Source organism: Actinosynnema sp. NPDC002837 (genome assembly GCF_040295345.1).
Taxonomy (GTDB): domain Bacteria; phylum Actinomycetota; class Actinomycetes; order Mycobacteriales; family Pseudonocardiaceae; genus Actinosynnema.
The window spans coordinates 58,356-82,019 of the sequence record NZ_JBEOVG010000007.1; the positions used below are offsets into that span (position 1 = coordinate 58,356).

General features: G+C 71.1%; 24 protein-coding genes. 7 read left to right on the top strand and 17 right to left on the bottom strand.

The genetic code is table 11. From position 1 onward, the window contains the following. The first annotated feature begins 85 nt into the window (after positions 1-85). Together ABTZ99_RS07565 and ABTZ99_RS07570 are read left to right on the top strand one after the other, a co-directional pair. Positions 86-1,276 (top strand): DUF418 domain-containing protein, encoded by a 1,191-nt coding sequence (locus ABTZ99_RS07565; RefSeq protein ID WP_499609138.1) that lies wholly within the window; start codon positions 86-88, stop codon positions 1,274-1,276. 23 nt (positions 1,277-1,299) lie between these two features. Next, positions 1,300-2,223 (top strand): hypothetical protein, encoded by a 924-nt coding sequence (locus ABTZ99_RS07570; protein WP_499609141.1) that lies wholly within the window; start codon positions 1,300-1,302, stop codon positions 2,221-2,223. A gap of 128 nt (positions 2,224-2,351) precedes the next feature. Here the strand turns inward: ABTZ99_RS07570 and ABTZ99_RS07575 are convergent, their stop codons facing one another. Continuing rightward, a complete protein-coding gene (locus ABTZ99_RS07575) occupies positions 2,352-3,485 on the bottom strand; it encodes an epoxide hydrolase family protein (RefSeq protein WP_499609144.1) in 1,134 nt (377 codons plus the stop codon). Between the two features lie 60 nt (positions 3,486-3,545). Between ABTZ99_RS07575 and ABTZ99_RS07580 the strand changes: the two genes are divergently transcribed. Both ABTZ99_RS07580 and ABTZ99_RS07585 read left to right on the top strand, forming a co-directional pair. Further along, a complete protein-coding gene (locus ABTZ99_RS07580; RefSeq protein WP_499609147.1) occupies positions 3,546-4,493 on the top strand; it encodes a helix-turn-helix transcriptional regulator in 948 nt (315 codons plus the stop codon). Positions 4,494-4,868: 375 nt separating this feature from the next. Further along, positions 4,869-5,426 (top strand): hypothetical protein, encoded by a 558-nt coding sequence (locus tag ABTZ99_RS07585; protein ID WP_499609149.1) that lies wholly within the window; start codon positions 4,869-4,871, stop codon positions 5,424-5,426. A gap of 210 nt (positions 5,427-5,636) precedes the next feature. On the opposite strand, the gene ABTZ99_RS07590 is transcribed toward ABTZ99_RS07585, so the two are convergent. From ABTZ99_RS07590 to ABTZ99_RS07605, 4 genes are all read right to left on the bottom strand, one after another. Then, a complete protein-coding gene (locus ABTZ99_RS07590; RefSeq protein WP_499609152.1) occupies positions 5,637-6,518 on the bottom strand; it encodes a carbon-nitrogen hydrolase family protein in 882 nt (293 codons plus the stop codon). Positions 6,519-6,843: 325 nt separating this feature from the next. After that, entirely contained in the window at positions 6,844-7,260 is a 417-nt protein-coding gene (locus tag ABTZ99_RS07595) for a hypothetical protein (RefSeq protein WP_498778030.1), read from the bottom strand. A gap of 28 nt (positions 7,261-7,288) precedes the next feature. Beyond that, a complete protein-coding gene (locus ABTZ99_RS07600) occupies positions 7,289-8,245 on the bottom strand; it encodes a hypothetical protein (RefSeq protein ID WP_498778028.1) in 957 nt (318 codons plus the stop codon). A gap of 66 nt (positions 8,246-8,311) precedes the next feature. Continuing rightward, positions 8,312-8,761: an HIT family protein gene (locus ABTZ99_RS07605; RefSeq protein ID WP_499609156.1), complete on the bottom strand. Its 450-nt coding sequence runs from the start codon at positions 8,759-8,761 to the stop codon at positions 8,312-8,314. A gap of 286 nt (positions 8,762-9,047) precedes the next feature. Between ABTZ99_RS07605 and ABTZ99_RS07610 the strand changes: the two genes are divergently transcribed. Further along, positions 9,048-10,331: an ROK family transcriptional regulator gene (locus ABTZ99_RS07610; protein ID WP_499609159.1), complete on the top strand. Its 1,284-nt coding sequence runs from the start codon at positions 9,048-9,050 to the stop codon at positions 10,329-10,331. Positions 10,332-11,095: 764 nt separating this feature from the next. Next, on the top strand, positions 11,096-12,598 hold the full coding sequence (locus ABTZ99_RS07615) for a cellulase family glycosylhydrolase (protein WP_499609162.1): 1,503 nt from the start codon (positions 11,096-11,098) through the stop codon (positions 12,596-12,598). A 161-nt stretch (positions 12,599-12,759) separates the two neighbouring features. On the opposite strand, the gene ABTZ99_RS07620 is transcribed toward ABTZ99_RS07615, so the two are convergent. From ABTZ99_RS07620 to ABTZ99_RS07640, 5 genes are all read right to left on the bottom strand, one after another. Then, positions 12,760-14,217 carry a peptide MFS transporter gene (locus ABTZ99_RS07620; RefSeq protein ID WP_499609164.1) on the bottom strand — a complete coding sequence of 486 codons (1,458 nt, stop codon included), beginning with the start codon at positions 14,215-14,217 and terminating at the stop codon, positions 12,760-12,762. A gap of 166 nt (positions 14,218-14,383) precedes the next feature. Next, positions 14,384-14,611, bottom strand: coding sequence for a hypothetical protein (locus tag ABTZ99_RS07625; RefSeq protein ID WP_498778018.1), 228 nt, complete (start codon positions 14,609-14,611; stop codon positions 14,384-14,386). Continuing rightward, a complete protein-coding gene (locus ABTZ99_RS07630; RefSeq protein WP_498778016.1) occupies positions 14,608-15,969 on the bottom strand; it encodes a sensor histidine kinase in 1,362 nt (453 codons plus the stop codon). The genes ABTZ99_RS07625 and ABTZ99_RS07630 overlap by 4 nt, the downstream gene beginning before the upstream one ends. Next, entirely contained in the window at positions 15,969-16,640 is a 672-nt protein-coding gene (locus ABTZ99_RS07635) for a winged helix-turn-helix domain-containing protein (protein ID WP_498778014.1), read from the bottom strand. Before ABTZ99_RS07635 ends, ABTZ99_RS07630 begins: the two co-directional genes overlap by 1 nt. 119 nt (positions 16,641-16,759) lie before the next feature. After that, a complete protein-coding gene (locus ABTZ99_RS07640; protein ID WP_498778012.1) occupies positions 16,760-17,047 on the bottom strand; it encodes a hypothetical protein in 288 nt (95 codons plus the stop codon). 213 nt (positions 17,048-17,260) lie between these two features. Here ABTZ99_RS07640 and ABTZ99_RS07645 point away from each other — a divergent pair, with 213 nt between their 5' ends. Continuing rightward, positions 17,261-18,067 carry a copper chaperone PCu(A)C gene (locus ABTZ99_RS07645; protein WP_499609168.1) on the top strand — a complete coding sequence of 269 codons (807 nt, stop codon included), beginning with the start codon at positions 17,261-17,263 and terminating at the stop codon, positions 18,065-18,067. A 78-nt stretch (positions 18,068-18,145) separates the two neighbouring features. Here the strand turns inward: ABTZ99_RS07645 and ABTZ99_RS07650 are convergent, their stop codons facing one another. From ABTZ99_RS07650 to ehuB, 7 genes are all read right to left on the bottom strand, one after another. Beyond that, the gene (locus ABTZ99_RS07650; protein ID WP_498778007.1) at positions 18,146-19,303 is read right to left on the bottom strand and encodes an FAD-dependent oxidoreductase; all 1,158 of its coding nucleotides are present in this window, start codon (positions 19,301-19,303) and stop codon (positions 18,146-18,148) included. Further along, the gene (locus ABTZ99_RS07655; RefSeq protein ID WP_499609171.1) at positions 19,300-19,923 is read right to left on the bottom strand and encodes a TetR/AcrR family transcriptional regulator; all 624 of its coding nucleotides are present in this window, start codon (positions 19,921-19,923) and stop codon (positions 19,300-19,302) included. Before ABTZ99_RS07655 ends, ABTZ99_RS07650 begins: the two co-directional genes overlap by 4 nt. 133 nt (positions 19,924-20,056) lie before the next feature. Continuing rightward, positions 20,057-20,431, bottom strand: a complete 375-nt coding sequence (locus ABTZ99_RS07660; protein ID WP_498778002.1) for an ATP-binding protein — start codon at positions 20,429-20,431, stop codon at positions 20,057-20,059. A 59-nt stretch (positions 20,432-20,490) separates the two neighbouring features. Continuing rightward, positions 20,491-21,255, bottom strand: coding sequence for an ectoine/hydroxyectoine ABC transporter ATP-binding protein EhuA (gene ehuA, locus ABTZ99_RS07665; RefSeq protein WP_498778199.1), 765 nt, complete (start codon positions 21,253-21,255; stop codon positions 20,491-20,493). Between the two features lie 8 nt (positions 21,256-21,263). Further along, entirely contained in the window at positions 21,264-21,923 is a 660-nt protein-coding gene (gene ehuD, locus ABTZ99_RS07670; RefSeq protein ID WP_499609173.1) for an ectoine/hydroxyectoine ABC transporter permease subunit EhuD, read from the bottom strand. Next, on the bottom strand, positions 21,920-22,618 hold the full coding sequence (gene ehuC / locus ABTZ99_RS07675; RefSeq protein ID WP_499609176.1) for an ectoine/hydroxyectoine ABC transporter permease subunit EhuC: 699 nt from the start codon (positions 22,616-22,618) through the stop codon (positions 21,920-21,922). The genes ehuD and ehuC overlap by 4 nt, the downstream gene beginning before the upstream one ends. A 16-nt stretch (positions 22,619-22,634) precedes the next feature. Next, positions 22,635-23,531, bottom strand: a complete 897-nt coding sequence (gene ehuB / locus ABTZ99_RS07680) for an ectoine/hydroxyectoine ABC transporter substrate-binding protein EhuB (RefSeq protein ID WP_499609178.1) — start codon at positions 23,529-23,531, stop codon at positions 22,635-22,637. Between the last annotated feature and the right edge of the window lie 133 nt (positions 23,532-23,664).

A 23,664-nucleotide genomic window follows, 5' to 3' on the forward strand; every position in this document is an offset into this window, starting at 1 on the left:
GCCCCATCATGCCAGAAGCAATTAGTTTGCACCTGATACTTTGTCAGGCACACTAATGCTGGCCAATCACAACCTGGGGGAACGCATGAGGTTCGACGCCGCGCCACGCACGACCAGGGGGCCGGTCCGGCCCGGTGAACGGGCCCTCGCGCCCGACCTGGCCCGGGGCGTGATGCTGCTGATCATCGCGCTGGCCAACGCCGCGGGCGTGGTCTTCGCGGGGGAGCCGGGCCTCGACCCGGCGCCCGAGGGGGTCGACCGGGGCCTCACCTTCCTGCTCTTCGACCTCGCCCACGCCCGGGGCTACCCGGTCTTCGCGGTGATGTTCGGCTACGGGCTCGTCCAGCTCGCCCGCCGCCAGGCGGCCTCCGGCGCCACCCCGGGCGAGGTCCGCTCGGTGCTCGTGCGCCGCAACGCGTGGCTCGTCGCGTTCGGACTCGTGCACGGCACCCTGCTGTACTACGGCGACTTCCTCGGCGCGTACGGGATCGTCGGTCTCGTGATGACGCTGGCGCTGCTGCGCCGCGGCGACAAGTTCCACCGGATCGCGCTGGTCATCTGGGCGGTGGCCGCGGTCGAGGTCGTCGTGATCGCCGTCGTCGCGCTCGGCGGCGTGCTCGGGTCGACCGGGTCCGCCCCGCTGCCCGTGGACCACGTCGCGTCCCTCGTCGCGCCCGACTACCTCACGTCGTTGCTCGACCGGCTCGGCGAGTGGCCGGTGCACACCGCGACCGCCCTGCCGTTCGTCCTGATCTCGTGGCTGGGCATGTGGGCAGCACGCCGCCGCGTGCTGGAGGAGCCGGCGCGCCACGTGGCCGTGCTCCGGTGGACCGCCGTCGTCGGGATCGGCCTCTCGGTCGCCGGCGGGCTCCCGGCCGCACTGGTGGGCGCGGGTTGGCTGCACGTGGACGAGTCGACGGCGGAGCTGGTGCTGCTGCTGCACGGCGGCAGCGGGATGTTCGCCGGTCCGGGCTACGTGGCGGTGTTCGGCCTGCTCGCCCTGCGGGTCACGCCGTCCGGCCGGGTCGTCGGCGCCCTCGCCGCGCTGGGGCGGCGGTCGCTGTCGGGGTACCTGTTCCAGTCGGTGGCGTGGCTGGTGCTGCTGGCGCCGTTCACCCTCGCCCTCGACGAGCGGTTCGCGAGCCCGACCCTGGTCGGCGTGGTCGTCGCGGTCGCGGTGTGGCTCGTCGCCGTGCTGGTCGCCGCGGCGTCGCCCACCCGGCCCGGCCCGGCCGAGTCCGTCCTGCGGCGCCTGACCTACGGGCCCCGGCGCTAGGCCGGCTCCGGGGAGGGGGAACCATGACAGGCCTGCTCGACCTCGGCCTCACCGCGGACCAGGAACGGCTGTACCGCCACCTGCTGCGCAGCCGCACGTCCGATGTGGACAGCGCGGGCGCCGAGCTGCTCATGCCGAACGCCCGCGCGGTCGCCGCACAGCTGCGCGCGCTGGGCCTGGTGGACGACGCGGCGACCGCGGTGGAGCCGGCGGTCGCGGTCGACCTGCTGGTGCGCCACCGCCTGGAGCGGACGCGGCGGCAGCTGGCCGGGCTGACCCGGGCGTGGGACGTGCTCACCGAGCTGAGCGAGGAGCACCGCAGCGGCCGGCCCGTGCACCTGGTCGAGCACGTCCCGGACGGCTCGGCCGCGGTGCGGCGCGTCCTGGGACTGCTGGCCGACGAGCCGGGCGAGCTCGCCCGGGTGCGCGACGGCGTCCACGACGACGGGACCGGCACGCCGTTCGCCGGCCTGCTGGCGTGCGGGTTGCGCAGCCGGACGCTGGTGCCGGCCGACGCCCTGGAGGACCCGGGCCGGTACGACCACGTCCGCAAGTGGCACGCGGTCGGCGACCGGCACCGCGTCACGACCGAGCCGGTGCGCCACCTCGTCCTGGTCAACCGCGCGGTCGCGTTCGTCCGGGCCGACCCGGCGGAGCACGCGGGAGGCGTGCTGCAGATCCGCCAGCCCGGCCTGGTCGCGATGCTGGTCGACGTCTTCGACGGCACGTGGTCGCGCGCGCGGGACCTCGACGACCACCCCTTGTCCCCGATCGAACGGAGGGTGCTGCACGCCCTGGCCCACCACGACACCGACGAATCGGCCGCCCGCTCGCTGCACGTCTCGGTCCGCAAGTTCCGCGGCCACGTGGCGGACCTGATGGCCCGGGCCGGCGCGAGCACCCGCTTCCAGGCGGCCCTGGCCGCCAAGCAGCGCGGCTGGCTCTGACCCCGTGACGCCCCCAGGCCCGCTGCGAATCGGGCTTGCCCCCGACCGAACCGGGACTGAAACGCGGATGCCGCACATGCGAGGGGCATGTGCGGCATCCGCGGGGTGGGGAGGCCGTTGCCGGGAGGTCACCGCAGCGCGGTGAAGAACGCCCGGATGTCGTCCACCACGATCTCCGGGACTTCGAGTGCGGCGAAGTGGCCGCCCTTCTCGAACCGGCTCCAGTGCACGATGTTGGAGTTGTCCCGTTCCGCGAACACCTTGATGGTCTGGAAGTCGTCGGCGAACGCCGCCACGCCGGTGGGGGAGGCGTTCACCGGGGCGGGCTCGTCGGCGGGGGCGGCCGCGTTGTCGAAGTAGGACCGGGTCATGCCCGCGGCGGCGTTCGCGAACCAGTTGACGGACACCTCGGTGAGGATGGTCTCCAACGGCACCAGGGACGTGCCGTTGCCGAAGGAGTTGAACAGCTCGCTGTAGGCGAGCATCCCGACCGGCGAGTCGCTGAGCCCGGCCGCGACCGTCTGCGGCCTGCTGGCGTTCATGGTGTTGTAGCCGCCGACCTTCTGGAACCACCGCATGTGCTCCAGACCGGCGTAGTCCTGCGGTTCGAGTCGTTCGAACTCCGCGGGGTCGCCCGACGGGAAGGAGAACAGCTGCAGCACGTGCAACCCCAGGAAACCCTCCGGGGCGAGGATGCCGAGCTCGCGGGCGACCATCGCGCCGTTGTCCGAGCCGTGGACGCCGTAGCGCTGGTAGCCGAGCCTGCGCATGAGGGTGTCGTAGGCGCGGGCCACGCGGGCGGTGGTCCAGCCCGGTTCGGTGACCGGGTTGGAGAAGCCGAAGCCGGGCGCGTCCGGCACGACGACGTGGAACGCGTCCTCGGCGCGCCCGCCGTGGGCGACGGGGTCGGTGAGCCTGCCGATCATGTCGAGGTAGTCGACCGACGAGCCGGGGTAGGTGTGCGCGAGCAGCAGCGGCGTCGCGCCCTCGTGCGGCGACTCGACGTGGATGAAGTGGATCGGCTGGTCCTCGATCTCGGTGACGAAGTGCGGGTGGGCGTTGATGCGCTCCTCGGCGGCGCGCCAGTCGAACGCGCGCCACGCCGCCACGGCTTCCCGCAGGTAGTGGTTGGGGGTGCCGTGCTCCCAGGTGTCGCCCGGCGCCGGCTGCGGCAGGCGGGTGCGGTCGAGGCGACCGGTCAGGTCGTCCAGCTCGGCCTGCGTGACCTCGATGCGGAAGGGGCGGATCTCCGTGTTCGTCATGGCGCAGACGTTAGAGTGCCTATAGGAAAGGTTCGTTCCTATAAGACGGAGGTCGTCGTAGTGACCGCGGACACATCGGCGCGGCTCCTCGCGCTCCTGGCGCTGTTCCAGTCACGCCCGTCGTGGAGCGGCACCGAACTCGCCGAGCGGCTGGGCGTCACGACCCGCACCATCCGCAACGACGTGGAGCGCCTGCGCACGCTGGACTACCCCGTCGAGGCCACCCGCGGCGCGACGGGCGGCTACCGGCTCGGCGCGGGCGGCAAGCTACCCCCGCTGCTCCTGGACGACGAGGAGGCGGTGGCCGTGGCGATCGGGTTGCGCGCCGGCCGCGGCATCGCCGGGCTGGAGACCTCCAGCGCCCGCGCGCTGGCCAAGCTCGAACAGGTCCTGCCGCCACGCCTGCGTCCGACGGTGGAGGCGCTGGCCTCGGTCGTCGACCACGCGCCGGAGAACACCGACACCGACGCCCCGGACCCCGAGGTCGACCCCGCCGTGCTGCGCACCATCGCGACCGCGATCCACGACGTCGAGTGGTTCCGCTTCGACTACCGGGACACCTCGCTGCTCGTCGAGCCCTACCGCCTGCTCGCCTGGAAGCGACGCTGGTACCTCGTGGCCCGCGACCCGTCCAGCGGCGAGTGGGACGTCTACCGGGCGGACTGGATCACGCCACGCATGCGCACCCACCGCCGGTTCGCCCCCACCGTCCTGCCCGACGAGGACTACACGAGCTTCACCATGCGCCGTGTCGCGTTCACGGGCTGGCAGGTGCACGCACGCCTCCGGGTCGACGCACCGGCCCAAGCCGTCCTCGACCGGATCCACCCCGGCGTCGGCGTGGTCGAGACCGTCAACGACACCACCTCGGTCCTCGTCACCGGCGCCGACTCACTGGACACGATCGCCGCCTACATCGGCATGCTGGGCATGGACTTCACCGTCGAGTCGCCCAGCGAACTCAGGCCGCTGCTGCACACCCTCGCCGACCGCTACGCCCGCGCCTGACCAGGGAGCCCACCTTGGGGCGTCGTCCTAGAAAGGCGCGAAGAGCCCCGCCCACGACACCGGTGGCGTCCTGAGCCCCGCCGCCCAGGTCCTCAGAGTTCGAGACGCTCCTCGCGTTACCGCGCGCACCTGTCGTCGCACATACCAGCGGCCGGCAGGACGGCGCCGCGGTTCCCTGCGAGCCACGCGGCGCGCCTCTCCAACCACCTCAAGTGCCATCCGGCCACCATCCGCCGCACTCACATCGGCATGTCCATGCGTTGCCCGCTGCACCACACCGGTCGAGGGGCGGCCCGGTGCCGACGGTTCGGGTCGGCGTCCGTTTGCCGTTGGATGAGCGCCTGAGTCGTCCGGAGAGCCGGCAGGCTGGGATCCGTGAACCCGATTGTTGCGCAGGTGTTGACCATCGTCGGTGTCCTGCTCGGCTCAGCCGCGACGTTCGTCGTCACGTCCGCTACCGAGCGGATCCGCTGGCGACGAGCGCAGTCCGCCCGGTGGGACGACAAACGCCTCGTCGCGTATTCGGAGTACGCCAACGCGGTCAAGCACATGGTCCGCTTGTGCCGCCGGATCGCGGAGACCAAGGGGCTGCTGTCCACGGGTCAGCCCATCGACCTCGACTCCGCGTTCACGGCCCTCGCGGAGGCGGAGACCGAACGAGCCGCGCGGTGGGAGACCGTCCTGCTCCTCGGCGAGCCGACGACCATCGCCGCCGCACGAACGTGGAGCGAGCAGGTGTGGCGGCTGGAGCACATCCTGCGCGAGGACGACCCCGACTCGTCCTCCTTCGCCGACGCCTACCGGAGTGCCATGCGACTGCGCAACGAGTTCTACGCCCATGCCCGCGCGGACCTCGACATCACCAGTGGCCCACTGCCCGAACTCACGTGGAAATCGCTCGACCCGCCGCACGACCGCCCCGCTGCACCGTGACGGCCGATCAGCGCCATGAGAGTGCGTTGCCGACCCTCGTTCGAACCTCGACCGAGCGCAGTCGTACCAACTCCTCTGGCGGAAGCCTCAACACAGGCCGGATCACGAGCTTTCGGACGTCCTGACATCGGCATGAGCGGATAGCGGCGCTGACGGTCCCTTCCGGTGGCGGCCGGTTGGATCTTCCCGTGGCGGCTTCTGCAAGGACCTCTAGAACGAGTGGACGTCGTTGCTCCTGCGGTCTTCGGGGACGAAGTGCGGCTCATAGATCCCCGATCGCGCGGTGCGCCTCCACTGCCGTGCGCCGTTCTCCCGACTGCTGTCGAGGTCGACGAGTGCCAGTCCGGGCCTCCCGACCTCGGGGCACCGGGCGTCCCAGTGCCCCGTCGGGGAGATCACGCCGGATGGCACGCCCCACGTCGGCCCCGCGTAGCTGACCCAATAGCGGTTGGCGGCCGCATGCGCCCGCGCTTCGGCGGCGAACGTCCCGTCGTCGGGCCGCTCACCCGGCCCGTGTGTCGAGAACAGGACGCAGTCGACGTCGAGCCGTTCCTGCTCGAGGAACAGCTCGGGGAAGTGGACCTCCATCCCGAGCAGGAGCCCGAACCGCAGACCGCCGACGGTGAACGTCTGCGGGCTCGATCCGGGCGTGTACATGTAGGTGATCTTGGTGTTCGACAACATGCGCTCGTCGTACCGCGTGACGAGCCGCCCCTGGTCGGAGATCACGTACAGGCTGTTGTGCGGACGGTGGGGCGAGGTCAGGCGATGGGTTGAGCCGAGCACGGTCCAGAGCCCCAGTTCCCCGGCCAGTGCCGCGATCGCGGTCAGCTCCTGCCGCTGCGCGCCCCAGGCGAACAGGTCCCAGTTCGCCGGCCCGGCCTCGGCCGGGTCGCCACCGGACAGGATGTACTTGTCGGGAACGCAGATCGCGCTTTCGGGGAAGTGCACGAGCGTCGCACCCGCGTCGTGCGCCTCACTCATCATCCGACGGATGTCGCGCCCGCCGGCGCGGAACTCGGCGCTGTCACGAGGTTCGCTGCGCATGGTGGTCTGGGCCACGGCCAGCCGCACGTGGTCGGATTCCGGCATGGCTTCTCGTGTCGGAGTCGGCCGGAAGTGACCCAGGCGGAAGTGTCGCAGGGCAGTCGAATAGGACTGCCCGGTCTTGGCCGCGCGGGCTCGGACCTTGCGCTTGAAATTCCGGTTCGCTGTCATGAGAGGGCCTTCCGGATCCCGGACGACGGTCCCCCGGCGACCACCACGCCCGAGACGGACGGACTACGACGGCGACCCGAGACGAGAAGTCCCTTTGCCTCCGGCCAGGACTGTGCTGGGGACAGTCGATGGAGGTGGGGCGTGGGCCACGCCGGATCCGACATTAGCGAGACGAGGTGATCGGGTCAACGCCCGGACGTCAGCTTCCGCTGAGGTCTCGCCACCAGTCCGCGTCGATGATCAACTCGTGCGTGTCGAGCAGGCGGCGCTCGAACTCGGCGACGTCGACCGGCGGTGGGACGACGTCCATCGCCGTGGTGACCTCGGCCGGCAGCCTGACGTTGTGGGCCTCGACGTAGTGCGGGAGCCCTTCGGGCCAGACGAAGCGAACGCCGTCGGTCAGCTCCGCACTACCGTTCATCCGCCCGCAGAGACGACATGCCGACGTGCCCGCGGCAGCGACGAACACGCTCCCGCCGCGGAGGTATGCCACCACGCGATCGCGCAGCGCGGCATCGGGTGAGGGATCGACGAACGACCGGACATCGGGCCACCCGGGCGCCTCAGGGCCGAGCCAGTACCCGATCAACCGCAAGCTCCGGGCCGTCGCGTTCACCGCTGGATCATCCGTGACGCTGTGCCGACTACGCGCCGGGGCGGCCCGCTGCCGCGCCCAGACCGTCCAGGTCTATGGAGTACCAGGTCGATCGGAGGAAGGCGTGCAGCACATCGCCTCTGCCGGTGTAACGCAATCGGCGGGCCTCCATGCCGTCGGGCAGGACCACACGACATCGCCCGCCTTCCTGGTGCACCCCGTCGCGGCTGATCCGCAGCAACGTCGCGACGTCGTACTCGGGGCCCGTGCCGCGGAGAAGAGCGAGGTCCGGACCGCGTCGCAGCAGGTGGTGAGCCGACTCGCACGGGGAGGGTCCCCAATCGGTCACCTGCGAGCCGGTAGCGGACAGGACGTGGAACTCGGTGTAAGGGCAGAAGTAGGCGGTCTCACCTTCGACGTTGAGCGAGTAGCAGTCGGAGATGTAGGGCAGACCGGCATCCAGCGGATAGAGCCACTCGGCGGTCAGGTCTCCCCGGAAGCGGGCGAGCCCGTGCCCCTCCGGCCCACTCCCGCCCATCGCCTCGTCGAAGTACCCGACCCAAACCTTGCCCTCGGGTGTGGTCAGCAGCTCCTCGATCGCGTCACCGAGGTGACCGCTGTGCGCGAGCTCGCCGCTGCTGGTCCACACCTCCGCGTTGACCTCGCCGAACCTGCCGGCCCGGGCCGCCACCAGTAGAACGCGCTCCCCGGGCAGCGGTTGCACGAAACGCACCTGTAGGTCGGTCTCGACGTCGACGGCTCCGACAACTCTCCGCCGGCCGCCAACGTGCCAGGTCACCTGTTTCCGGTTGCCGCCATCGCGGTGAGGCCACACGGCGAAGGCCGTACCGTCGGGACCCACGCCTACTGCCTCGGGTTCCCGCATCATCGCGCCCGGATCTGCCGGCATCACGAAGCCGTGACGTCGGAGCGACACGACCGGCAGCTTCAACGCCTCCAACCGCTGCCGAAGGCTCGCCTGGTCACTTTCCGCTTGAGTGCTCATCACCGACATCATCCCAGCTCGGTCACGGCCCGCTGGCCGCTAGGTGGCATGGGCGGACGTGACCGGTCAGTCCGGCGACGCGATGGCGTCTTTGACCGCTTGCGCGTCGCGGTCGAGGAGTGACCTCTCGCGTTCCGGCGGATCGGCCTTGAGGGTCCAGCAGTCTCCGGCGTGACGGGGGATCACGTGAAGGTGGAAGTGGAAGACCGTCTGGAAGGCGGCCTCGCCATCACAGAGGAGGACGTTGATCCCCTCGCAGCGCAGGTTCGAGCGGCGCAAGGCTCGCGCCATGTCGTGACCGACCGACCAAACGTGGGCGCCGGTGGCTCCGTCGAGGTCTTCGAGGCCCGCCGCGTGCTTGCGTGGCACGACGAGCAGATGGCCCGGCGTGACGGGGTTCAGGTCCATGAAGACCACGACGGTCTCGTCCTCGTGCACCACGCTGGCCTCGGCCTGTCGCGCCACGATGGCGCAGAAGACGCACCCCTGTGCCGCCGCTGGCGCGTTCGCTGTCATGCGCGCAATGGTCCCGGTGCACCCAGGCGGGTGCTACTTGGTCTCGGTCACGAAGAAGACGTAGATCCGTCTGAGGTGAGCGTGCAAGAGCGCTGACGGCGTCCGACCCCGCGTGCCGCCGCCCGGTCGTCTCCGCCGGGGTCGGCCGCGTGCCCGTGCTTTATTAAGTTCGTTATGATAGCTAAACGTGCTGCTAGGTGGGGTTGTCGGCGGACCGTGATCGACGACGGCCTGGATGAGCCCGATGGATGATGTGGTCCGACGAAGCTGGGACTGGGAGGGAACCGTGGCGAGGAGCCCGGTCTGGGCGAACCGGCCGAAGACGCGCGGGCTGGTCCTGGACGTGATCAGGGCGGCGCGCTCGATCAGCCGGGTGGAGCTCGCGACGGCAACCGGTCTCACCGGTGCGACGATCTCCGAGGTCGTGCGCGAGCTCCTGGGCGACGGTCTGGTCGTCGAAGCCGGTCGTGGTGCGCCGACGGGGGGCAAGCCGCGCACGTTGGTCCAGCTGAACCCGCAGGCCCGCTACAGCGTGGGGATCCAGCTGGAGCGCAACACCTGCGTCATCGTGGTCGTCGACCTGGCCGGGCGGCCGGTGGCCCGGACCTCGTTCCAGGGCGTGGCGTCGATGCCGCCGGAGCGGGCGCTGCCGATGGTGGCGGCGCAGGTGGACGCCCTGCTGGCGACGGCGGCCGTCGAGCGCGCCAAGGTGCTCGGGGCCGGCCTGGTCAGTTACGGCCCGCAGGACCGGCGTGCGGGTGTGCTTCTGACGCCGTACCCCACCGCGGAGTGGCACGGCTACCCCGTCGCGCGAGGTCTCGAGGAGAGCCTGGGCTTGCCGGTGCTGCTCGACAACGACGCCGCGGCGGCCGCCATCGGTGAGTACTGGATGGGCGCGGTGGACCCGCGCAGCGCCTATGGCTGCATCTACATGGCGACCGGGATCGGCGGCGGGGTGGTGGTCGCCGGCGAGGTGTACCGGGGCAGCTCGTCGAACAGCGCGGAGATCGGCCACATCTCGGTCGACGTGCACGGCGATGAGTGCCCGTGCGGCAACGTCGGCTGCCTGGAGAACTTCGCCGGCCCGTCGGCGCTGGTCAGGCAGGCGTTGGCGATCCCGGCACTGGCCCGACGACTGGCGCTCGACCCGACCGGCGACGACTTCCTCACCGAGTTCGCCCGGATCGTGGCGGCGGCCAACGCCGGCGACCCGGACGCCCGTGAACTCGTCGAGCGGTCGGCGCGTTACATCGGTCATGCCGCGGTCTCCCTGGCAACCCTGTTCGACCTGGACGTGATCGTGCTGTCCGGGCAGAGCTTCGCGGTGGCGGGCTCGATCTACCAGGCGGTGATCCAGGAGCAGTTGGACCGTCGGGTGTTCGCCCGGGAGGCGCACCCGGTGCGGGTGATGCCGTCGGTCAACGGATCGGACGCGGCGGCGATCGGCGGGGCGGTTCTCGTGCTGCAGAGCGAGCTGATCCCCGGTGACGGCCGCTCCGAGGGCGGGGCGCGGCCGGCGCCCGCCCGAGCGGGTGGCGGTCGAACCGAGAGGGAAGCAGCGCAGACCTGACCGCAGGGCCGGACCGACGCGGCACGTCCGCGCACTGCGGTGACGTCACGGCTGGTGTCCTCGATCGCGGGTCCTGCGCCGAGGATCAAGGCGACCACGCTCGTCGCTCCAGTTCCGCATTTCAAGTTGCCTAACAAAGCGCTGACCTGGGGGTATATCCCGCTCAAGCGCTTCCCCTAGGCAGGTGTCACCTCCTGGTACGCCAGTGGAGTTGACTTAGTTCACCTACCTGAGTAACTATCTGAGGGCTCCGACTCCCCGCTGATCGACGAGGAAGTGGGCCACCATGACGCGCTCGAACCCGCAGGACGGCCGGCGCTCGCGCTTAGCCGGAGGCGCCGTGCCGGAGGTCGTCGCCGACCCGGAAGTGCCTGCCGGCGGACGAGTGGACGCCCTGTGGCGCTGGATCGGCTACCGCTCCGTCACCGCGGAATCCGATCCAGTCCCCGGTGAGGGCACCGATCGGGCCTCCCGGCCGGTCGCTCTGCCGCGTCCCCGCGTGCTGGAGTCGACTTCTTCACGGCCGCTCGTCGGACTCCGGTTCGGCTGATCGCTGCACCGCCCTCGGCTGTCAAAGGGTGCTGCGGAACAAGGCCGTCGATTCCGGCGCCACCGCCCCGTCGGCCCTTCCTGCTCGATCTTGTCGGTGGGCGCGCGGTCGGGAACAGCCATCTTCGACCGGGCGTCCCTCTTCTTCTGTCTGCGGAAACCGCTTCCGGACCACACGGTGGCGGACCAGGTGTCACTCGCACAAAGGAGTGCAGATGTTCGAGAAAACCAGAAAACGTCGTGCCTCGATCGCCGCGCTGGGCGCCGTGGTGTCCATCGCGGGCACGGCCCTGGTGGCAGCGGCCGGTGGGTCGTGGGCGAGCGGCGGGAGCGCGGACGCGGCGTTCGCCTGCCGAGTCGACTACACCACCAACGACTGGGGCAGCGGGTTCGGCGCGAACGTCACCATCTCCAACCTCGGCTCGTCGGCGGTCGACGGCTGGACGCTGACCTACTCCTACGCCGGCAACCAGACCCTGCAACACGGCTGGAACGGCTCCTGGTCGCAGTCGGGCAAGCAGATCACCGTGACCAACGCGAGCTGGAACGGCACCATCGCCGCGAAGGGCAGCGTGTCGGCGGGAGCGAACTTCTCCTACAGCGGCGCCAACGCCAAGCCGACGGGCTTCGCCGTGAACGGCGCCGCGTGCACCGGTGTCGACCCGACCACGACGACGACCACCACTCCGCCCGTCGACGGGCCGGCGCCGGAACTGCACGTGACCGGCAACAAGCTGGTCACGGCGGACGGCGTGCCGTACCGGCTGCTCGGGGTCAGCCGCTCCAGCAGCGAGTTCGCCTGCGTGCAGGGCAAGGGCATGTGGGACGGCGGTCCGGTCGACCAGGCGTCGGTGGACGCGATGAAGACCTGGAACATCCACGCGGTGCGGGTCCCGCTCAACGAGGAGTGCTGGCTGGGCGTCCACGGCTCGCCCGGCGGCGCCACCTACCAGCAGGCCGTCAAGGACTACGTCGACCTGCTGGTCGCCAACGGCATCAACGTGATCCTCGACCTGCACTGGACCTGGGGCGCCTACACGACCGGTCCCGACTGGCACTGCAAGGACGAGCACGCGTTGTGCCAGAAGCCGATGCCGGACGCGAAGTACGCACCGCAGTTCTGGGCCGGCGTCGCGACCGCGTTCAAGGGCAACGACGCCGTCGTCTTCGACCTGTTCAACGAGCCGTACCCCGAGATGGCCGCCAACTGGGACAAGACCCTGGGCTGGCAGTGCTGGCGGGACGGGGGCGCCTGCACCGGCATCTCCTACGAGACCGCCGGCATGCAGGACCTGGTCGACGCCGTGCGCGCCACCGGCGCGACCAACGTCCTCATGCTGGGCGGCCTGGAGTGGGCCAACGACATGCGGGAGTGGCTGGCGCACAAGCCGACCGACCCGTTGAACAACATCGCCGCGTCGTGGCACGCCTACAGCTTCAACGCCTGCGTCACCGAGACCTGCTGGGACACCCAGATCGCACCGGTCGCCCAGCAGGTGCCGGTCGTGCTCGGCGAGTTCGGCCAGGACAACTGCGGCTACGACTACATGGAGCGGTTGGCGGACTGGGCCGACGCGAACCACATCGGTTACCTCGCCTGGACCTGGACCCCGTGGGGCTGCACCACGGGCGCGGTGCTCATCAAGGACTGGGCCGGCACGCCCGAGCCCGGTGTCGGCGAGGGCTTCAAGGCCCACCTGCTCTCGGTCACGCCGTAACCCCCGCATCAGTCGAGACCCGGCCGGCCCGCTGCCTTTTCCGGCGGGCCGGCCGACCCCGCGAGGAGACCGACCCCATGCCTGCACCGGGCAAGCCCGGCACGACGGCGACGATGTGGGCGCTCAGGTCCGACGTCACCACGCTGTCGCCGGCTCCCGGCTCAGCGGACGCCGCTCATCAGCTTGCGGATGTGAGGACTGGCCACCGCGAGCACGACACCCAGCACCACCGCCGTGCCGCCCACGAACGCGAAGTACGGAGCCTCGTCGTCCACGCTGTAGTACTTGGCCAGCGAACCCGCCGTGGCGGTGCCGAGCGCGATCGACAGGAAGTTCAACGCCACCATCTGCGTGCGGAACGCGGCGGGTGCGAGCTTGGTCGACAACGACAGCCCGACCGGTGAGAGCAGGAGTTCCGCGACGCTGAACACCAGCAGGATGACGACCAGCGCGAGCAGTGGTGTCGTGTTGGCGGCGCCACCGGCCACCGGGAGGAACAGCAGGAACGCCACACCCATCAACACCGTGCCGAGCGCGAACTTGACCGGCGAGGACGGCTGCCGCGGGCCGAGCTTGGTCCACAGGGCCGCGAACACCCCGGCGAGCACGATGATGAAGATCGGGTTGATCGCCATCACCCACGACACCGGCATCTCCCAGCCGAAGAACGTGCGGTCCAGCCGCTGGTCGGCGTAGATCGCCACGACGGTGAACTGCTGCTGGAAGAGCGCGAAGAAGACGAAGCTGGCGAGGAACATCGGGATGAAGCCCACCACCCGCCGCCGTTCCACACCCGTGATCTTCTTGCTGGACAGGATGACCGCGAAGTAGGCCAGCGCCGCCACCAGGATCACCACGACCGCGGTGGTGGCGAGGTTGTCCGGCCGCACCACACCGGTCGCCACCAGCGCGACCACGGCGGCCACCACCGCGACGGCGCCCGCGGCCACCAACGGCCGGCGGCCGGCAGGCAGCGGGTTCGGCACGACGTTCACCCCCTCGGGGAGTTTCCGCCGGCCGAACGAGTACTGGGCGAGCCCGATCGCCATGCCGACGGCGGCCAGCCCGAAGCCGTAGTGGAAGCCCAGTTCCTCCTGGGCCAGGCCGGTCAGCAGCGGCCCGGTGAACGCACCGACGTTCACCCCGAGGTAGAACAGGGAGAACCCGGCGTCACGCCGTTCGTCGCCCTCGGCGTACAGCGAGCCGACGATGGCCGTCGCGTTGGCCTTCAGCCCTCCGCTGCCCAGCGCGACCGCGCACAGCCCTATTCCGACGCCGAGGAAACCGGGCACCAGGGCCAGGGCGACGTGTCCGAACATGATCAGGACCGCGCTGCCGAACAGGACGCGTTCGGATCCCACGAGGCGGTCGGCCACCCAGGCGCCGACGATCGTCGACAGGTACACCACGCCGCCGTAGGCGCCGACGATGCTCGTCGCCGTGGCCTCCGGCAGTCCCAACCCGCCCTCGACCACCGAGTAGTAGAGGTAGATGGTCAGGATGCCCTGCATCCCGTAGAACGAGAACCGCTCCCACATCTCCACGCCGAAGAGGTGCGCGAGGCTTCGCGGATGTCCGAAGAACCCCCGGTCCCCGGTCTGCCGTGACGCCACGCTCATCGCCTGCCCCTTCCTTCGCCGAGGTGGGCCTTGGGGCGCACTCGCGGTGCGCGCTGTCGCCGTGGTGGAGCGGCACCGCTCCCGTCCGAGCGTTCCCGGGTGACGAGGCGTTAAACGGCCGGGCGGACCTCGCAAGGCAACCGCAAGGTCGCCGCGGCACGTAAGGTCAGCGGGTCGGCGTGGCCGGGACCGGCGTCGTCGCGGTCGTCGACGAGGCAGGTGCGGGGGCCGTGGGGTCCGGACGTTGGGTGACGGTCGGCGTGTGCACGGGCGCCACCGTGGAGGTCGTGAGCGGTTGCGGCTCGTCCTGCGCGGTGACGCCGCAGGCGGTGAGGACGCCGCAGAGCGTGAGCACCGCGCACGCGGTCAGTCCGAGCGCGGGGGAGGTCTTCACCGGCGTGCCTCCGGGAGCTCCACGACGAAGCGGGCGCCGCCGCCGGGGCTGTCCTCGACCCACACCGCGCCGCCGTGCCGGTGGACGTGTTGGGCGACCAGGGCCAGGCCGAGGCCGCTGCCGGTGTCGGTGCCGCGGCTGCCCGCCCGCGTGCCGCGGTCGAAGCGGTGGAAGATGCGGTCGCGCAGCTCGGGCGGCACGCCCGGCCCGGTGTCGTCGACCTCCAGCCTGGCGCGGCCGCCGTGGGACCGGACCGCGACGCGCACCGCTCCACCGGCGTGGCGCTCGGCGTTGTCGAGCAGGTTGTTCACCACCCGGTCCAGGCGGCGGCGGTCACCGAGGACCCGGGGGCCGGGGGGTTCCGTCCGGACCGGGACCTCGGTGCCGGGACGGGACTCCAGCACGTTGTCGACCAACGACGCGAGGTCGATGAGCTCCAGGTCGGTGTCGTCGGCCTGCTGGTCGGCGCGGGAGATCTCCAGCAGGTCCACGACGGTGCGGGCGAACCGGTCGACCTCGGAGGTGAGCAGGTCCAGGGCGCGGCCTGCGGTGCCGGGGATCTCGGCGCGGCGGCGGCGGAGCACTTCGGCCGCGTTCACCATGGTGGTCAGGGGTGAGCGCAGCTCGTGGCTGACGTCGCCGGCGAAGCGGGCGTCGCGCAGCACCCGTTCCTCCAGCGCGTCGGCGGTGGAGTTGAACGTCGTGGCCAGGTGCGCCAGGTCGGGGTCGGTCTGGGTGGGCAGGCGCGCCTTGAGGTCGCCGCCCGCGATGCGGGACGCGGCCCTGGTCAGCTCGGTCAGCGGACGCAGGGCGCGGCCGCTGGCCCACGAGCCCAGCGCGACGCCCAGCAGCCCGCTGGCCACGGTTCCGGTGATCAGCAGGATGCTGAGGAAGCGGAAGGTGCTGTCCAGCTGCACCAGGGGCGCGAGCTCGACGTAGGCGGCGTCGGTGGAGCTGATCGGCAGGCTCACCGCCAGCACCGGGATGCCGTCGACGACGAGTCGTTGCGAGGCCGGTACGCCGCGGCGGCCCAGGTCGACCAGCTCCTCGGGCAGGACCTGCGGATCGATCTGCCGGCCGCTGGTGAGCACCTGACCCGACCGGTAGAGCAGGACGGTGGAGTCGGGGCCGGTGGTCAGGCCGGTCAGCAGCTCTTCGAGCGCGTCGGAGCCGGTGCGCAGGGCCTCGTCGACCAGCCGGACGTTGACCTCGGCCTGCCGGGTGGCGCTCTGCTCGCGCTGGCGCAGCATGTACCCCGAGGCCAGGTTCCACACCAGCACCGCCATCGCGCTGGTGAGCAGCAGCGAACCGGCGCCGAGGACCAGGGCGACCCGCCACCGCAACGACAGCCGGAGCATCAGAGGCCGGCCCGGTAGCCCACGCCGCGCACGGTGACGATCAGTTTCGGGTCGTCGGGGTCGTGCTCGACCTTGCGGCGCAGGCGACGGATGTGCACGTCCAGCAGCCGGGTGTCGCCGAAGTAGTCGTAGCCCCACACCCGCTGCAGCAGCTGCTCGCGGCTGACCACCCGGCCCTCCGCCGAGGCCAGTTCCACCAGCAGCCGGAACTCGGTGCGGGTCAGGTGCACCTCCGTGTTCGCCCGCAGCACCGTGCCGACCTCGGGCTGGACCTCCACGTCGCCCAGGCGCAGGACTTCGTCCTGTCGGCCGGTGCGGCGCAACAGGGCGCGCATGCGGGCGGCGAGCACGCTGGCCATCAACGGCTTGGTGACGTAGTCGTCGGCGCCGGCTTCGAGCCCGGCGATCACGTCGCTCGCGTCCGTGCGAGCGGTGACGATGATGATGGGCAGGTCGCCCTGAGAGCGCAGGGTTCGGCAGACCTCCAAGCCGTCCACGCCGGGCAGCATCAGGTCCAGCAGCACCACGTCGAACGTCGTGGTCCGCAACAGGTCCAGGGCGTCTTCGCCGGACACCGCGTCGGTGACGGCGAAGCCCTCGTCGTCGAGCGCGAGCCCCAGGGCCTGCCTGATGTGTTCGTCGTCCTCGACGAGCAGCACGGAGAGCGTCATGCCTCGATTGTCGGGTCAGGGCGGCCGGCCCGCCGCGTCGGATCGCGCCGCGGCGGCACTACGCAAGCCGATTGGAAGGTACGGCCCGGATCACCACGTGCGTGGTGCCCGGGTTCCTCTCAAGCCTGGGGGTACACGCCGAAGTGGATCCGGCCCGCCTGGCGCCTGCGCACGTCGAGCACCTTGCCCGACAGCGCCCGCGCGGCGCGGGGGTCGAGGAAGACGCGGGCGTCGTCGCGGACGACCACCACGTCGTCGACCGCCGGGTGCGGCTGGATGGACAACTCGAAATCGCGGTCGTCCGCGTGGTCGGCGCACGCGATCCGCAGTCCACCCTGACGTCCGACCCCGGTGGCCGCGGTCAGCTCGTCGATGGCCCGGGCGGCCGTGGTGTCGATGTCGATCACGATCTGTCGCCTCCGTCGCTCGGTGGTCCGGTCACCTCCGAGGCTAGGTTCCCGTTCCCGTGCTCGGACGGATCGGCGTTGCACCGCAAGGAGATCGTCAGCAAGTCACCCCGCAGCCGGCTGGATCGCAAGGTTGTCGTCAGGTTCACCTTGCGATTACCTGACGGTGGGGCACAGGTGTTGCGGCGCGTCGCCGGTGGGTAGCCGTCGACTATGGACCGTCTGCGAGCCCTTGTTCTGCGAGCCGTCGTCGCCGCGGTCGCGGTGGCGGTGGTGTCCTGCGGTGAGCCCCAGCGCCAGTTGGAGAGCGGCACGATCGGGTCCAACGGGCAGGTGGGCGACGTCGAGTTGCGCAACGTCGTGGTCGAACCTCCGCCGGAGCACCGCTGGCGGCCCGGTGACGACGCGACGGTCTGGTTGACGCTGCTCAGCCGTGCGGACCACACGGACGCCCTGGTGGCGGTGCGGAGCGATGCCGCGGCGCGGGTCGAACTGCACGCCGACCGGGACTGCGACGGGACGAGTGAGCCGGTGGACCGCATCGAGGTGCCCGCCGAGGGCGCGACGGCCGGCGCCGCCTCCGCCTACCACCTGCGGCTCGTCGACTTCACGAGGGAAGTGCTCGCCGGCACGACCGTGCCGCTGACGTTCGTGTTCGAGCGCGCCGGCGAGACGACGCTGGACGCCATGGTCGAGGCGACCGGTGACGGTGACCTGATGCCGCCGCCCGTCTGCGAGAGCTCACCGACCTCGGCTCCCGCCACCGCGACGGAGACCTCCACCCCTGCCCGCGCCGAGGTGACGCTGCGCGGTCGGGTGGAGGCGGGGGTGGAGGCCGGTTGCCTGGTCCTGGCGACGGAGACCGGGCAGTTCCTCCTGCTCGGCGCCGACCCGGAGGTGGTGCGAGCGGGTGCCGATGTCGTCGTGGAGGGCGTGGCGCAGCCCGGCCAGGCGACCACCTGCCAGCAGGGCACCCCGTTCGCCGTGCGGGACGCCCGCCCCGCGCCGCCGACCCGGTGAACCCAGGGGGAGACCCGCCGGGCGACCTCGTTCCCCGGCTCCACCGGACCACCACCTCCAGGGTCCACGGCCCGGTGGTCAGCCGGCCAGTTGGAGTCGGCGCTTGAGCAGGCGGCTCACCGGCGGCAGCGCGGCGGTGCGCAGCGGGAGGTCGCGCAGCCACAGCCGGAACGGGTCGGCGGGTGCGTAGAGCCCTTTGACGCGGCGGCCGAGCTTCTGCTTGCGGCGCACCTCCGGGCGCAGTTCGGCCTCCCAGCGTGCCAGGGCGGTGGTGATGTCGGGTTGTTGTTCCAGGGCGGTGCCGAGGAGGTCGGCGCCGCCGACGGCCAGTGAGGAGCCGTAGCCGGCGAAGAGGGTGACGCACCAGGCGGCGTCGCCGAGCAGCACGACCCGGCCGTCGCTCCACCGGTCGAGCACGACCTGGCTGAGGGTGTCGTAGTAGACGGAGTCGGCGGTGCGCAGGCGGGTGAGCAGGTCGGGCACGAGCCAGCCCAGGTCGCCGAAGACCTCCGGCAGCGTGGTGTGCGGTCCGGCGGCGAGGTCGCGGGCGACGTCGTCGGTGCGGAAGCCGAAGAACGCGGCGGCCCGGTCGTCGCCGAGGCTGATGACGGCGACGGTGCGGCCGCGCGAGGTGAGGCTGGCGGTGGCGCCCTCGGTGAGGAAGTCGGGTCGCCGGTCCATCATGAACACGCCGACCACGTGGCCGAGGTCGAGCAGGTGGTCGCGTTCGGGTCCGAACACCAGGGACCGGGTGTGGGAGTGCAGGCCGTCGGCCCCGACGAGCAGGTCGGCGGTCTCGGTCGAGCCGTCGCTGAGGGTCACCCCGACACCGCCCGGGTGCTGCTCGATCGCGGTGACGATGGTGGCGAAGCGGAGGTCGGCGTCGTCGCGCACCGCGCGGTAGAGGACGTCCTCGATGTCGCCGCGCAGGATGTTGAACGCACGCCTGCTAAGCAGCGCCCGCACGGTCTCACCCGGCACGGTGAACCTCGTCGAGCCGTCCGGTCGCACGTAGTGCATCTCGTCGGGGGTGATGTGGTGCTCGTCGAGTTCGGGCAGGATGCCCATGCGCTCGGCGGCGTCGTAGCCCAGCCCGCCGAACGTCACCGCGTAGCCGCTGGAGCGGCGGCCCGGCGTGCGCTCGACCACCACGGGCTCCCAGCCCGCTTGGCGCAGTCGCAACGCGGCGCTCAGGCCCGCGATGCCGGCGCCCACGATCACGGCTCGTCTGGTCATGTCGTCGATTCCCCCTGCTTGGTGAGACCCGCGGCGACGATGTCGACCAGCAGGTCGATGATCTCGGGACGGAGGGCGGGGTCGCCCAGCCGGTCGACGAACATCGGCACCAGCAGGACGGTCTGCAGCACGCCGATGATCACGGCCGGGTCGACGTCCACCAGGTCGCCGGCGCGTCGGCGGTCGGCGACGAACTCCGACACGGCGGTCACCGGGTTGTCCGCCAACGCGGTGACCCGCGCCGGGTCGAGCTTCCCGGCGACCGCGCGCATCTCCTCCGGGTGGCTGGTCAACCGGCTCCACAGCGGGTTGACGGCCAGCTCGTGCAGGGTGGCGTGCAGGAACCGGCGCAGGCCGTCGCGCGTGTCGGAGCCCGCGAGCAACGCCTCGTCCACGACCCGCCGCTTCACCTCGGCGGTCTGCCGGAGCATCAGCTCCAGGTACAAGGCCTCCTTGGAGTCGAAGAACAGGTAGAAGCTGCTCTTCGCCACCCCGGTGGGCGCCATCAGCTCGTCCAACGTGGTCTTGCGCAGGCCGACCGTCGTGAACAGCCGGTGTCCGGTGTCCAGCAACAGCGCCGTGATCCGGGCCTTCTCCTCGGACGAGAGCGCGGGCGGCATCGGACCCCTTCCACGGTGGCGATCGCCTGCCGACCGCTGCGACTATAAAAACAGATTGGAAATTTGGTTTCAAGTGCAGCTGCCCGCGTGGGCGTCCGGGCTCGCGGCGGCGGAGGTGCTGCCGCACGTGAGGTCAGTCCTCGAAGTCCAACTTCGCCCACACGGTGGTGGTCCCGTCCCGGGAGAGCACTCCCCACCGGCTCGACAGCGCGTCGACCAGCAGCAGCCCCGCCGACCGCCGCCACCGCGAGGCCCGGTCGCGGGCGCGGTCGTGCACGGTGACCAGCATCGTCTCGCCGAACTCGTCGAGGTCGAGCTCCAGGACGTAGGGCGCCGAGCCGTGGTTCACCGCGTTGTCGAACAGCTCGCCCGCGACCACGCCCACGAGCACGACGTCTTCCGGGGGCCAGCCGTCCAAGCGCTCCTGGAGCCACCGCGCCACTTCCACCGGCGACATCGAGTCGTCGTCCCGGACCACCAGGACGACCGCGCCGTCACCGACCTCCACCCGACGATCCTCCCACTACGCCCCGACGTGGACCTGACGAGAACCTTGCGATCCGCCGGTCAGGACTCGTCGATCACCGAGCGCAGGAACTGCCGGGTGCGCTCCTGCTTCGGCGCGTCGAACAGCTCGTCCGGTGACGCGGACTCGATGATCCGGCCCTCGTTGAACATCAGCACGCGGTCGGACACGTCGCGGGCGAACTTCATGGCGTGGGTCACGCACAGCATGGTCACGTCGAACGTCCGCGCGACGTCACGCAGCACGTCGAGGACCTCGGCGGCCAGTTCGGGGTCGAGCGCGGAGGTCACCTCGTCCAGCAGCAGCACGTCCGGCCGCATGGCCAGGGCGCGGGCGATCGCGACCCGTTGCTGCTGGCCGCCCGACAGCTGCGACGGGTAGGCGTCGAGCTTGCCCGCCAGCCCGACCACGTCCAGCAACTCGCGGGCGCGTTCCTCCGCTTCCTCCGCGGGAAGCCCGAGGACGTGCACCGGAGCCTCGGTCACGTTGCGCAGCACCCGCATGTTGGGGAACAGGTTGTACTGCTGGAACACCATCGTGGTGTGCCGGCGCATCGCCCGCAGGTGTCGTTCGCCCGCGGGGACGAGGGTGTCGCCGCGCCGCTCGTGGAACAGCGGCTCGCCGGCGAGGGTGATCGTGCCGCTGTCGGGGCGGGTGAGGGTCATCAGCATCCGCAGGATCGTCGTCTTCCCCGACCCGCTCGGCCCGATCAGCGTGACCCTCTCGCCCGCGCGGACGCCGAAGGACAGGTCGTCGAGCACGACGGCGTCGGCGAAGCGCTTGCCGACCCGGTCGAACGTGATCAGCTCCGCGGTCATGCGAGTTCCCTTCGGTACCGGCGTTCCAGGACCCGCACCGGCCACGCGATGAGCAGCGCGGTGACGAGGTACAGCAGCCCGGCGACGGTGATCAGCTCGAGGTACTGGAAGTTCTGGGAGCCGACCGCCTTCACCACGCTGAGCACCTCGGCGATGGTGATGACGGTGAGCTGCGGTGTGTCCTTGAACAACGCGATGGCGTAGTTGCCGAGCGCGGGCACCACCCTGGGCACGGCCTGCGGCAGCACGACCCTGGTCCAGGTGCGGCCACGCGACAGGCTCAGCGCCTTCGCCGCCTCCCACTGCCCGACGGGCACACCGTCGATCCCCGCGCGGTAGACCTCCGAGGTGTAGGCGGCGTAGTGCAGGCCGAGGCCGATCGCGCCGGTCGCCATCGCGGACAGCTCGACGCCGATCGTGGGCAGCACGAAGAACAGGAAGAACAACTGCACCAGCAACGGCGTGGAGCGGACGAACTCCACGAAGAACCCGACCGGGAGCCGGACCCAGCGCAGGGAGCTGCGCCGCAGCAAGGCGAACGCGAGCCCGAGCACCAGCGCGATCACGTAGCCGAACGCGGCGGCCTGGAGCGCGGTCGCCAGGCCGCGCAGCAAGGGCGGCACCGCGTCCCACGCGGCCTGCCAGTCGAACGTCATCGCGCCCCCTCGGCGGCCAGGGGGCCGACGTGCGGCCCGCGGTGGGCGGTGGTTCGGCCCAACGACGCGGCCGCACGCCGTTCGACCAGCTTCACCAGCCGGGTGAGCACCAGCGCGATGACGCCGTAGCCGACGAGCAGGCCACCGAACGTGGCCGCGGTGTCACCGGTGGCGGCACGCACGATCTGCCCCTGGAACGTCAGGTCTTGGAGGTAGACCAGCGACACCAGCGCGGTGGCCTTGAGCAGCTCGACCAGCAGGTTGCCCAACGGCGGCACCATCGCCACCAGCGCCTGCGGCAGGACCACCAGCCGCATCCGCTGCCACGGCGTGAAGTTGAGCGCCGTGGCGGCTTCGAGCTGCGCGGCGGGCACGGAGAGGACCGCGCCGCGCACGACCTCCGCCCCGTACGCGCCGATGTTGAGCGACAACGCCAGCACCCCGGCGAACAGCGGCTCCAGCTGCAGGCCGAGGCCGGGCAGGGCGAACACGAGCCAGAACAGCACGACCAGCGCCGGCAGCCCGCGGAAGCCCTCGGTGTAGGCCAGGGCCGCACCGCGCACCAGGCGGTTGGCCGACAGCCGGCCGAGCCCGGCGGCGAACGCGAACACCAGACCGAGCACCGCCGCGAACAGCGTCAGCTCCAGGGTGACGAGCAGCCCGTCGAGCAGGCGCAGCCACAAACCCGTGGACATGGGGTGACCCTTCCCCTCAGGCCCGGTCGGGCCGGCACAGCCGGTCCGCGGTGAGGTCGGTCATCTCGGACTCGGTGAACCCGAACGGCCGGACGATCTCCAGCAGCTCGCCGCTGCGCTTGAGCCCGTGCAGCTCGGCGTTGAACGAGTCGCGCAGCCGCCGCTGGTCCGGGCGGAAGCCGAACCCTCCCGCGCCGTACTGCTCGACGCCGTCGAGCACCGGCACGAACGGCTCGGTCAGCTCGACCTCCGCGTCCGGCCGGCGGGCCATCGCGTCGCGCAGCGAGATCGCGGTGAGCAGGAAGCCGTCCGCGCGACCGGCCAGCAGGCCGTCGATCCCGCCGGCCTGGGTGGCGAAGGTCACCGTCCGGTCGGCGGGCACGCCGTACCCGGCCGCGATGTCGACCTCGAAGCTCCCGAGCAGCACCCCGAGCTTCGCCGTGCCGTCCCGGACGAAGTCCTCGAGCCCGGTGAACCGCCCGACGTCGCCGCGCCGCACCAGGACGGCCTCGGGCGCGTTGTAGTCCGGGTCGGAGAACAGGATCTGCTCGCACCGGGGCGGGGTGATGAACATGCCCGCGGCGATGACGTCGAACAGCCCGGCGCGCAGGCCGGGGATGAGCGCGCCGAAGTCCGACAGGGCTGGCACGAAGTTGTGCACGCCGAGCCTGCGGAAGACGGCCTTGGCGACCTCGGGCGCCTCCCCGGTGAGCTCACCGCGGCGGTCGACGTAGCCGTACGGGGCCTCGTTGGCGAAGCCCACGCGCACCTCGCCCGTGGCGCGCAGGCGCTCCAGCAGGTTCCCGCCGCCGCGCTGGGCGGACAGGTCGACGGTGCTGCAACCGGTCGCGGCGAGCCCGGCCCCGATACCGGCCACCAGGAACAGGCGGCGGGACAAGTGTGATGAGAACACGAAGTGGGATTCCCAACTTCGACGACAGGACGGTCCACCGCACCGCGACGCGGCGGGCGGACTCGGCGACCCTAGAGAAGTCAGCGGCAAAGCGTCAACACCGAGCGGGTGACTTTCGCGGAATAACTGGAGA